The 12,114-nt window shown below is 44.1% G+C and carries 6 protein-coding genes; 4 read left to right on the top strand and 2 right to left on the bottom strand.

Annotated features, from left to right (window positions below; genetic code table 11):
* From HWQ40_RS12380 to HWQ40_RS12365, 4 genes are all read left to right on the top strand, one after another.
* On the top strand, positions 1–381 hold a 381-nt coding region (locus HWQ40_RS12380; protein WP_292778114.1), incomplete at its 5' end, for a HEAT repeat domain-containing protein.
* 343 nt (positions 382–724) lie between these two features.
* On the top strand, positions 725–6,088 hold the full coding sequence (locus HWQ40_RS12375; RefSeq protein WP_292778112.1) for an AAA family ATPase: 5,364 nt from the start codon (positions 725–727) through the stop codon (positions 6,086–6,088).
* A gap of 464 nt (positions 6,089–6,552) precedes the next feature.
* Complete coding sequence (locus tag HWQ40_RS12370; protein WP_292778110.1) at positions 6,553–8,574, top strand: carotenoid oxygenase family protein; 2,022 nt, start codon at positions 6,553–6,555, stop codon at positions 8,572–8,574.
* Between the two features lie 164 nt (positions 8,575–8,738).
* A complete protein-coding gene (locus tag HWQ40_RS12365) occupies positions 8,739–10,082 on the top strand; it encodes an FAD-dependent oxidoreductase (RefSeq protein ID WP_292778108.1) in 1,344 nt (447 codons plus the stop codon).
* 119 nt (positions 10,083–10,201) lie between these two features.
* Here the strand turns inward: HWQ40_RS12365 and HWQ40_RS12360 are convergent, their stop codons facing one another.
* Together HWQ40_RS12360 and HWQ40_RS12355 are read right to left on the bottom strand one after the other, a co-directional pair.
* Positions 10,202–10,552, bottom strand: a complete 351-nt coding sequence (locus HWQ40_RS12360) for a hypothetical protein (protein ID WP_292778107.1) — start codon at positions 10,550–10,552, stop codon at positions 10,202–10,204.
* 353 nt (positions 10,553–10,905) lie between these two features.
* Positions 10,906–11,418: a hypothetical protein gene (locus tag HWQ40_RS12355; protein WP_292778105.1), complete on the bottom strand. Its 513-nt coding sequence runs from the start codon at positions 11,416–11,418 to the stop codon at positions 10,906–10,908.
* Between the last annotated feature and the right edge of the window lie 696 nt (positions 11,419–12,114).

Below are 12,114 nucleotides of genomic sequence, written 5' to 3'. Positions count from 1 at the left end.
ATTGGCAATGCAGAAGCTGTGCCGGAATTAATCGCCGCCCTCAAGGACTCTGATTATGAGGTGAGACGCAACGCGGTATCGGCTTTGGCTAAAATTGACAATGCAGAAGCTGTGCGGGGATTAATCGCCGCCCTCAAGAACTCTGATTCTGACGTGAGATACTACGTGGCATCGGCTTTGGGTAATATTGGCAATGCAGAAGCGTTAAACAAAATCATCGGCCTTTCGGAAATAGACATTTATGAAGCCGAAATTTTTACTTCAGCAAGGACGTTAGCAGTTAGATTTAGCAAGCAAAAGCTGTCTTTTATTCCTGTTTATCCTGAGTTAGTTAGATTTAATCCAATACTGACATTTGTGAAGCGTCGTTTGCGATTTTAGATTTTGACTTATACGAATTCCAGAAAAGAATGAAACAGATGCGTAGGTTGGGTTAAACGTTCGCGTAGCGTCCCGTAAGGAAGTGAAACCCAACAAATACAAGACTTTGAGGTGTTGGGTTTCGTCCCTCAAACGCCACTTGCTTCAACGGGGGGAACCCCCGCAACGCAGTGGCTCCCCAACCTACAATTTTTCACAAAGCCAAGCGTATTGCGTTATATGCATTAGGCGATCGCTTTCGTCCAATCCACTCACTGTAGCATTCGGCTAATCTCTGTTCACTTGCAAGGTAAGCAATTTATACTGAATAGACCCTACAATACAGAAAAAGCTTGAGTAATCTATGATCACACTGGAAGGGTATAAAGTCCTGACAGAACTGCACGCAAGCCCCAATTCTCAGGTTTATCGGGGATATCGAGAGTTAGATCGACAACCAGTAGTACTGAAAGTTCTGTGGCAAGAATACCCATCCCCAGAAGCGATCGCCCGGTTTAAACTTGAATACGATCTCACGCGTCGCTTTCAAGCGCCGGGAATTATCCAAGCCTACGACTTAAAAAAATATCAAAACACCTTAGTGTTAGTTTTAGAGGATTTTGGCGGACAACCTCTGCGTGAGTTACTCAATCAATCGCCTCTACCGCTACAGAATTTTTTGCAATTAGCTATACAAGTAGCAGCTGCTTTAGAAGCAATTCATCAGCAACAGATTATTCATAAAGACATTAATCCTGCCAATATTCTTCTCAATCCCACAACTCAACAGACGAAAATAATTGACTTTGGCATTGCTACTTTGCTGTCGCGGGAAAATCCCACTTTGCAAAATCTGAATGTTTTAGAAGGGACTCTCGCTTATATTTCTCCCGAACAAACAGGACGAATGAATCGCTCGATTGATTATCGCACTGACTTTTACTCTTTGGGAGTCACTTTCTACGAACTGTTGACCCAGAATTTACCTTTTATTAGCGATGATCCCGTGGAACTGGTTCACAGCCATATTGCCAAACAACCGATTCCGCCCGATCAAATCAATCCCCAAATTCCGCCAGCGCTTTCGCAAATTGTGATGAAGTTGCTGGAAAAGACCGCCGAAGCGCGTTATCAAAGCGCTTTTGGATTGCAAGCAGATTTACAGCAATGCCTTGAGATGTTCACCGCTACAGGGCAAATTCCACTATTTGAACTAGGACAGCAAGATTGCTCCGGTAAATTTCAAATTCCTCAAAAACTGTACGGACGCGAGGCGGAAGTGGCAAATTTGCTCGCAGCTTTTGAGCAAGCTAGTCACGGTCAGAGCGAAGTGATGCTGATTGCAGGTTATTCTGGGATTGGCAAATCAGCCCTAGTTCAAGAAATTTATAAACCGATTACCCAGCAACGGGGATATTTTATTTCCGGGAAGTTTGACCAGTTTCAACGTAACATTCCCTACAGTTCTTTAATTCAAGCCTTTCAAGCTTTAATTCGCCAACTCTTAACTACAAGTGAAGCAGAAATTACCACTTGGCGCAAAAAATTATTAGATACTCTTGGTGTCAATGGTCAGGTGATTATCGAAGTGATTGCAGAGGTGGAACTGATTATTGGTCAGCAGCCACCCGTTATAGAACTATCGCCCAAAGAAGCGCAAACTCGGTTTAATTTAGTCTTGCAAAACTTTATTAAAGTCTTTACCCAAAAGGAACATCCTTTAGTGATGTTCTTGGATGACCTGCAATGGGCCGATAGTGCATCACTCCAGCTGATTCAGTTGTTAATTAGTCAGGCAGATAGTCAATATCTGTTGCTGATTGGTGCTTATCGTGATAACGAAGTAGATAAAACCCATCCCCTGCGGACAACGATCGCATCGTTAGAACAAGCAGGGGTAGCTATTCACGAACTCACCTTAACGCCCTTAGCATTGCCTCAAATTCAACAACTCCTGAGCGATACCCTCAACAATACTGATTTAGCAGAAATTACTCCTCTAGCAGAACTGCTTCAGCAGAAAACCAATGGCAATCCCTTCTTCATGAATGAGTTTCTGAAGTCGCTGTATGCAGAAGGATTGCTACAGTTTAATTTCACTCAGCGACAATGGCAGTGGCAACTGGCAAAAATCCAAGCAGCCCAGATTACTGATAACGTCGTGGAGTTGATGGCGCTGAAAATTCAAAAGCTGCCAGCAGCCACCCAGGAAGCCTTAAAATTAGCAGCTTGTATTGGCAATTCCTTTGATTTGCATACCTTAGCGATCGCTAGCTCAAAATCCCTCGCAGATGTCGCCGCTCAACTCTGGGAAGCCGTGCAAACAGGACTAATTTTACCCCAAGGCAATGACTACCAACTCTTGCAAGTTGCCGATCGAGAAGTAACAGCGAACTTGACAAATTTGGATGTAGTCTACAAATTCCTGCATGATCGCGTCCAGCAAGCAGCCTACTCACTGATTTCTACTGACCAAAAACAGGCAGTACACTTGCAGATTGGGCAACTATTATTACAAGGTATTACTCCCCAAAAGCAAGAAGAGAAAATTTTTGACATTGTTAACCAACTGAATTTCGGCATCAACCTGATTACAGACCCTCAACAGCGACAAAAACTAGCTCAGTTGAACTTAACAGCAGGTAACAAAGCCAAAGCCTCAGCAGCATATCAGCCAGCCTTAGATTATCTGACAATGGGGATTAACTGCCTAGCAGCTAACTGTTGGCGGCAGCAGTATCAGCTAGCTTTGGCATTGCACACCGCCGCCGCCGAAGCTGCTTATCTGGGTGGGGACTTTGAGCGCATGGATGCACTCACAGATGAAGTACTGCAAAAGACCCGCAACACAGTCGATCAGGTGCAGGTTTATGCCATCAAAATCCAAGCTGCGATCGCCCGCGATCAACTCTTAGCAGCTTCTAAACTCGGTCTGCAAGTTCTGCAACTGCTGGGCATTCCCTTAGCTAACAACCCCGGTCAACCGCAAATTATGCTGGGATTGTTAAAAACTAAACTTGCTTTGGCAGGTAAGCAGGTACACACCTTAGCCGACTTGCCAAAACTCACCCATCCCACGAAATTAGCGGCAATTCGCATCCTTGCTAGTATTGCCTCCGCAACCTACCTAGCAGCCCCGAATGTTTTTCCTTTGACGGTCTTTAAACAGGTAGAAATATCCGCTAAATATGGCAACGCTGCGGAATCGGCCTTTGCCTACGCTACTTATGGCTTAATTCTCTGTGGCGTTGTTGGGGATTTGCAAGGAGGATATAAATTTGGTGAATTAGCTTTGAAAGTGCTAGACCGCTTCAATGCCAAGCACCTGCAAGCTAGAACTTTATTTGTAGTTAATTCCTTTGTCCGCCACTGGCAAGAACCACTCCAAAATACTATTCCTTCGCTGGAGGCAGCATTTCAAGTTGGGCGCGATACGGGTGATACCGAGTACGCTGCATTTGCTGCCAATACATGCACCATGCATTCCTATTTTAGTGGTCAAAATCTTGCTGAATTGGATGAATGTTTAGCTATTTACGCAGAGGCAGTTCACCAGTTTAAGAAAAAACCGATTTTTGTTCTCATCCAACTTTATCGCCAAGCAGTTGCTAATTTACAGGGCAAAAATGCTAATCCCTGTCAGTTGGTGGGAGAATTTTATGATGCAACCGCCATGTTACCCCAGCAGATTGAGGGTAACTTTCGTACAGCTATTTTTTATGTTTATACTAATCACCTAACGCTGAATTATTGGTTTGAAGATTATACCACAGCAGTCAAAAATGCTGATTTGGCAATTCCTTATTTAGATGCAGTAGTGGGTTTATTTATTGTCGGATGGTTCCACTTTTATGACTCATTAGGACGACTAGCTTTAGCTTCTGTTCTCAGTGCCACAGAACGTCAAAAGTTACTCCAGCGAGTGGCAGCAAACCAAAATAAATTGCAAGTATGGGCGAAATTTTCTCCTGTCAACTATACCCATAAATTAGCGCTGGTAGAAGCAGAATGGCATCGGGTGCATGGAGAATCTAGTCAAGCGATCGCCTGTTACGATCGCGCCATTGCCTTAGCCCAAGAAAACCAGTATTTTAATGAAGCGGCTCTCGCCAATGAATTAACTGCCAAATTTTATCTAGCCCAGAACAAATTGAAGATAGCCCAAGTTTATCTGCAAGAAGCCCGCTATCTTTATTTGCAGTGGGGAGCGATCGCCAAGGTAAAAGATTTAGAAGCCAAGTATCCCCAAATTTTAACGCGCATTCTCGAAAAAGCTGTTAACTCAACTTTATCAACCACTACTTCTAACCCGACCGGTCTCACAAGTACCAGTCGCTCCGAATCATTGGATTTGGTGACAGTCATCAAAGCTTCTCAGACCCTTTCTGAAGAAATTCAGCTAGATAAACTTTTATCTAACTTAATGCGGATTTTAATGGAAAACGCCGGAGCGCAACGGGGGTTTTTGCTGTTGTCAACCAAAGGCAAATTTCTAATTGAAGCTCAGGGAACCGTTGGTGAGAATACTATTCAGGTTTTGGAATCACTCAGTATTGAAGATAACCAAACTCTCTCAACTGCGATCGTTAACTATGTCATTCGCACTAAAACTAATGTAGTCCTAAACGATGCCATCCACGAAGCAGTCGGGATTGGGGAATTCATCAAAGACCCCTATATTCGCCAATACCAACCGCGATCAATTCTGTGTACTCCTTTGATTAACCAAGGAAAGTTAGCAGGAATTGTCTATTTAGAAAATAACTTGACAACAGGAGCATTTACCCCAGATCGCTTGGAGTTGCTCAACCTGCTTTCAGCACAAGCAGCTATTTCCATTGAAAATGCCCGTTTGTATACAGATTTAGCCGCACTCAACAAAGCTTATGAGCGCTTTGTCCCTCGTCAATTTCTGCAATTTCTCAATAAGCAAAGCATTATAGATGTGCAATTAGGCGATCAGGTGCAGCGGGAAATGTCAGTCTTATTTACCGACATTCGCGCCTTCACCACCCTTTCAGAAAGCATGACTCCCGCCGAAAATTTCCGATTTATTAACTCCTATCTCAGTCGTATGGAGCCGATCATTCTGGAAAACAATGGCTTTATCGACAAATATATTGGTGATGCCATCATGGCCTTGTTTGCAGGAGATGCCGATGATGCGGTACTAGCGGGAATTGCCATGTTGCAAACCTTAACAACCTACAACGAAAAACGTCAAGCCAATGGTTACTTACCAATTCAAATTGGCATTGGGATTAATACTGGTTCGCTCATTTTGGGGACAGTCGGCGGGTTGAATCGCATGGATAGCACAGTGATTAGTGATGCGGTTAATCTAGCAGCGCGAATCGAAGGATTGACCAAAACATTCAACGCCCCACTTTTAATTACCGACCAAACTTTTGAGCGCTTACAAAATCGCGATCGCTATGGCATTCGTGTAGTTGGTCAGGTGAAGGTGAAGGGTAAGACAAATGCTGTGACTGTTCATGAAGTGTTTGCAGCCGATCCCCCAAAAGTTAGTGCAGGCAAAACGGCTACTTTAGAGTTATTTGCGTCAGCATTAGCGTGTTACGAACAACAACAATTTGCAGCAGCAGCCGAGTATTTTCAAGATTGCTTGCAGCAAAACCCGTGGGATCAAGTCGCGCAGATGTATCTTGACCGCTGTCAGCCAGGACAACAAATAGCATCAATTTTTACTGAGGCAGTTAAATTCTAAGAGATTTACCATACTGAGTGCTGAGTGAATTAAGAAGTACTCAGCACTTAATTACCCCCCTTAATCCCCCCGATGCATTGGGGGGAAACCGGAAAATCTAGTTCCCTGCCCTTGGAAAGGGGCTATGGTGTACACACAAGTCGAATTACCCCCCTTAATCCCCCCTTATAAAGGGGGGAGACCGGAAATTTAGTTCCCTCCCCTTTCCAAGGGGAGGGTTAGGGTGGGGTAAAACCTTGGTTAATCAGATATTTCAGACTTGTGTGTACACCGTAGTTGGAAAGGGGAGGGTTAGGGTGGGGTAGGCGGTCTTTCAACTCAGCACTCTTCATAGTTGGATTTAAAAATCCTGAAAAAGTTGATGTTTGGACATTTGAGAGCAAAAACTCAACTTTTAAATTAAAACCTAGTGTTATACCTAAAAGCAAAACATCAAATCAGAGTGCAATGCCAGGGTATCAATAATGAATTGTAAAATTCCCGAACCCCGATTTCCAGAGGCAGCAATGACTGCCAGTCGTCAGGAACTATCGAATTTACCACTGAATACGATCTATGGGCATGTACCGGCAGATTTGTCTGGACATACGTTTATTATTGCTCCTGTAGGTAGTGTTGCCTCTGGAGGCTTACCAAATCCGAATGCAACCCACATTTTTAACGGTGATGGGATGATTTACCGCCTAGACTGGCAAGGCGGACAGGTGACTGTCAAGACAAAATTGGTACGTACACCTTGCTATTATGCAGATCAAGCAACTTTTAAAAATCTTGCTTATCGCTCTCATCAATTTCGCGATCATGGTTTGCTGCGCTTCTCCCCTTCCTTGGGTTTGCGAGATGAGGTAGATATTGCCTTTCTCGCTTTTAATACGGCTACAGACAGCCAAGAGCGATTAATGATTACTTATGATGCTGGCCGTCCTTACGAAATTGATACCAATAGCCTAGAGGTTGTTACCCCAGTGGGAGCCAACACTGAGTGGAAACCGTTTCTACCTTTTTCCTATCCTTTTCCCCCAGTGTTAAGTACGTCTCACCCGACCTTTGATGGTTATACTAACGAAGTTTTCTTAGTTAACTATGGGCGATCGCTGAGTAATTTTCTTGAAAGTGCGCGTTTCATTTATGACCTCGAACAACTGCCCCAGGAACTAGAGCAACTGCTAAGTGCGATCGCTCAACTTTTAGACAACAATCCTTTGCAGATTCCCTTGGGAATGTTCTCGAAGTTTTCTCAAAGTCTCTGGCAACAATTGATCCGCTGGATCGAGAATTTGTTGGGAACTGCTATGCCAGATTTTGTTTATCTGATGCGGTGGGATGGTGTCGGTAAACTCCAGCACTGGGAGTTGATGCTGCCGGATGGTTCCCCGGTGCGAATTGAACAAAGCATCCATCAGTTGGCAATTACCAAAGACTATGTGGTGCTGATGGACACTTCCCTGAAGATTGGCCCAGAACAAATCCTCAATAATCCAATTCCCGATAGTTTGGAAACTGAGCGCCTCCTGCGGCGATTACTGACGCGATCGCAGCAGCCCAATTCCCCCATTTACATCGTGCGTCGGGCTGACCTGAAGGCAGATGTGACTACTGTGGTAGTCCGCCCAGCCGTAATTCCCTTAGAAACAGTGCATTTTTTGACCGATTACGAAAACCCTGACGGTCAAATCACAATGCATACTGCCCATCTCTGCGCCACAGATATTGCCGAATGGGTTCGCAAGTATGACATTTCAAAATTCGACGCTCCCAAATCTGCGCCTTTGTGGTTAGGAGGAATGTTATCTAATGGGCAAATGGATATAGGTCGTCTGGGTCGCTATCAAATAGACGGCGAGACAGGTCAGATTCGAGATGCTAAAGTAATTTACGATACTCGCCGTCATTGGGGTATAGGGTTCTACGCTTGCCAAGAAAAGCTAGCTTCTGGATTGCCTCCTAAACGAATTGATAATATTTATTGGCAATCCCTCGGTTTTTGGCCAGAACTGCTGACTGAGTTTATTTACAACTTGTACGAAGACTATCCCTACCGGGCTGTACCACTAAAAGAATTACTAGAACGACAAGAAGCATTCCACAATCGCCCTTCTTCTTTGTTCCGGTTAGATACAACCAAAATGGAGGTGGCAGATTTTTATGATGCGCCCCCCGGTTACTTCATCAGTTCACCCCAGTTTGTACCAAGATTGAACAGCAATGGCAGTTCTACAGATGGCTATATTGTTTGTACGGTATTTGGGGGAAATAACAACGAAATTTGGATCTTCCAAGCCGATCAATTAGGGGCTGGCCCTATATGTAAGTTGAGCCATCCACAACTGGATTTTGGCTTCACAATGCACACTACTTGGTTATCTGCGATCGCTCCTCGCACTGCTAGTTACGATATCCCCGTGCGACAAGACTATGAATCGCTACTTAACCAGCCAGTCATTCAGCAATTATTCACAGAAGCAGTTTATCCGCATTTTCAGTAGAAGTTGCGATCTGGCAAAGAGCATATAGATTAGGAGATTTTAAAAGCGTGAATGTGAGGAACAGTAACATTTCTACCTCCTACCTCTTGCCTCCTGCCTCCTGCCTTCTGCTAATCGCAGCATTCTCAAACCAGGGCACATTACTACTAGGAAGAAAGACTATTATGACTAAAGTATCTAAAGATGCACGAATTTGTATTGTCGGAGCGGGAGCAGCCGGATTATCTACGGCTTACTTTTTGAAAAAGCAAGGCTACCGCAACGTACTCGTCCTAGAAAAAGCTGGACGGGTAGGGGGATTGTGCTGTTCTATTACCTACAATTCCCGTTCCTTTGACTTAGGAGCAAATTATCTCACCCCTGCCTACAAAGAAGTCCTAAAAATGGCTGAAGAAGTCGGCGCTCAACTTTACAGTGAAGGGCCAGGCCAAGTCTACAACCCTTTTAAATCTCAACCAGGACAACCTGCCTACACCTCAATTATGAATGCCGTTACTGAGGGAACTGACCCAGTAACGTTTTTGGCAGCCATTGGACGCTATTGGTGGGAGCGTCTTTGGCTAGAACCAATTATTTCTGTTCCTGGGTTTGCCGGTATCAGTCAACATCCTGAACTCACTCAACCTTTTTCACAGTGGTTAGCACAGAAAGATTTGTCATGTCTAGCAACTTTGTTTGAAATTCCGATTACCGCGATGGGCTATGGCTATTTAAACGAAATCCCCACTGCCTATGCCTTAAAATACATGACTCTAGAAACCTTTTGGACTTTAGTTACTTACGGTGCAGATTTGCGCTGTGGTTGGCCTAAACGATTTACTGATGGTTTCCAACGCTTCTGGGAGCGTGTTGCTTGGGGAATAAATGTGCGCTTGAATATTGACATCAAGGAAATCAAGCGTGGGGCAATTACGCGGGTGCGGTTCACCGAGCAGGAGCAGATTCTTGACAAGATTGTTACCCATGAAGAAGTTTTAGAATTTGACTATCTGGTTTTAGCTTGTCCGTTGACGCTGAATGTCCTCAACACCTTTCTCGATTTGTCACCAGCAGAGAAAGACCTATTTGAGCAAATCATTCTCAATCCCTACAGTTTGATTACGTATCTGATTCCCGATCTGGAAATGCCAACTCCAGTAACTAATGTCATTCCCTTAAATGCGGTGGGGAATCCCTGGTTTATTGCTCAACAGTTTGCTGACAATGACCTGATTGCCTTTTACACTCGCCTAGATAGCCAGGGAAAAACCACTAAAACAGATGTTCTCCAAGGGATTCAAAAGACAGTAAAGAATTTGGGAGTGCAGGTAGATGATGATTACTACACTTACGATGAGTGGCCTTACTTTCCTCACGTTACCTCAGAGGTCATGCAAGCGGGATTTTATGATCGCTTAGAAGCTATGCAAGGTCAACGCAAGACCTTCTATGTGGGAGGCTTATTGAATTTTGAATTGGTTGAGACAATTGTGGAGTATTCAAAAAGTTTAGTTGAGAAGAACTTTTAGTCCAGAAAACTTCTTTCTTCCTTAAAGTAAATAGACTTCTTACATAAATCAATGAGCTTTCACTCTAAATCCCTCTCCCAAAGGAGCTACGGTGTACACACAAGTCTTTCCGACCCCCTCTAACTCCCCCGATGCCTTGGGGGAGAACCAGATTTTCCCCCCAAGGCATCAGCTACGGTGTACACACAAGTGGTATCTGCAAGGGTTTCAAGCTTTCTAGATCCAATAAAATTGTCATTACGAGCTTCGCTTAGTAATCGCATAATCCCGTAGTTTTTGCGATTGCTTGTCTGCGACACGCACTTACGTTCGTCGTTCCTCCTCTCTACGAGACGCACTCGCGTTCGCAATGACGGACTTCCCGGAACAATCCAACAACCTAGAGCTAGAGGACGAAACCAAGCGTCAAGTGGAATTTCACGACTTGTGTGTACACCGTAGCTTTGCATCGGGGGGATTAAGGGGGGCATTGGTGTCAACTTAAGCTAAAACCCTTTTCAAATCTCGTTTCCAGCAAGAGGCTGAAAATGCAAATCAAAAGCGGCTCTGCCGCAAGTCTTGAGGCGGAGCCTCAGCGACGGGCATTCCCAGTCGGAGACTGGGAACGAGATAAGAACGAGATAAGAGACAATCTCTACAAGCTGGTTCTAGGCTGGCTTTCACGTTAAGTTGACACCAATGTTAAGGGGGGTACAGGGTGTAGGCTTCATTACCTAGATGTGTGTACACCGTAGCCCAAAGGAGAGGGACTTTGAAATGGACTTTAAAATTGGCTCCCCTTCTCCCAAGTGTGGGAGAAGGGGTTGGGTACTGCCCACGCTTATTAATGTTTAATTTCCAAATTCAGTATGTAGCATCCTAATTGGACTTTTTCTGCCCACAATTCATATTCCAGCCGCAAATGCTCTGGTAAGGGATGTCCGTTGAGGGTTAGGCTACGAGTAAAATTTCGTAAACGAATAGGATCGTTAGGTTGCAATGACTCAGTTGGCAACCAATAGCGACTAATGCCATAAACACCCTGTTCCCAAAAGTGACGGTAACTCACTTGAGCATTACCTTGCATAGTCATGATGACTCGGTAAGGGGAAATCTCCAGCCACAAAATTCTGGGACTGTTAGGGGCGTAAGCTTTGCTCTTTCTTTGGGGAAGTGTGTCTTCTGGACTTATGACACTCTCTACTTCGCAGCTAATTAAGGGCGGTGCCGTCATCAGTAAATGGAATCGGTCGCTATCTTTTTGATACAATGTCGCGGCAGTTTCGACAACAGACCAGATCGGTAGGTCAGTGGAAATAAGTGATAAGCACACGGGCTTGCGGTGATGGGTCAGCATGGGAGCGATAAGGGCTAAAAGCTATTGAACAAAATGAAATGAACACTCTAGCTGTCTAATAGGTCGGGGTAGGAAACTAAATAGTAAAACAGGCTTAATATTAATGAATCCGCTGATTTGTTAATAAGCTACACAAATCTGGATGAAACAGGTAGAATGTCAGCTTACACAGCAAAAACAGTATTTTTATCTAGAGAAAGCTAATTCAGAAGTAAAGCTTGTAAATATTCTAAGGCTATAGCTTCAAAACAGTGACAGTCGTTTTAGAGGCTAAGAAACCTTCTTCAGGGAGACTTACCGTAGATTGGAGTAAGTTTCATACAGCCAAAAGCGATAGGATACTAGGAAGGAAGTTACCAGAAGCGACAAACTAAGTCGCTGATCAACTTCCGGTGTATTCAAATGCCAGTGTATCCTAATGTCGGCTTCTGTTATAACCGTAGAAACTCACGAAAACCTTTCTCACCAAAATATTGCTGAGTAAAAAGTAAAATTCATTGACTCAGCAATATTTTGGTCTGCCCACTGACGGGGTGACAAAGAGGCTGAAGCTTCATAAAAAATCATTCTGATTTATTTTTATTCATTACCGATGCCATTGCACCTGTGAACAAGTCATGAGTGTTACAGGCTGGTACTTAGGGACTTGCAAGAAAATAAGATCCCAATCAAACTGGAGTAATCGTGATATCCCAT

Source organism: Nostoc sp. NMS9, assembly GCF_017114995.1.
GTDB lineage: Bacteria > Cyanobacteriota > Cyanobacteriia > Cyanobacteriales > Nostocaceae > Nostoc.
Note: the sequence above shows the minus strand (reverse complement) of the source record. Positions and strands in the feature narration are given on the sequence as shown.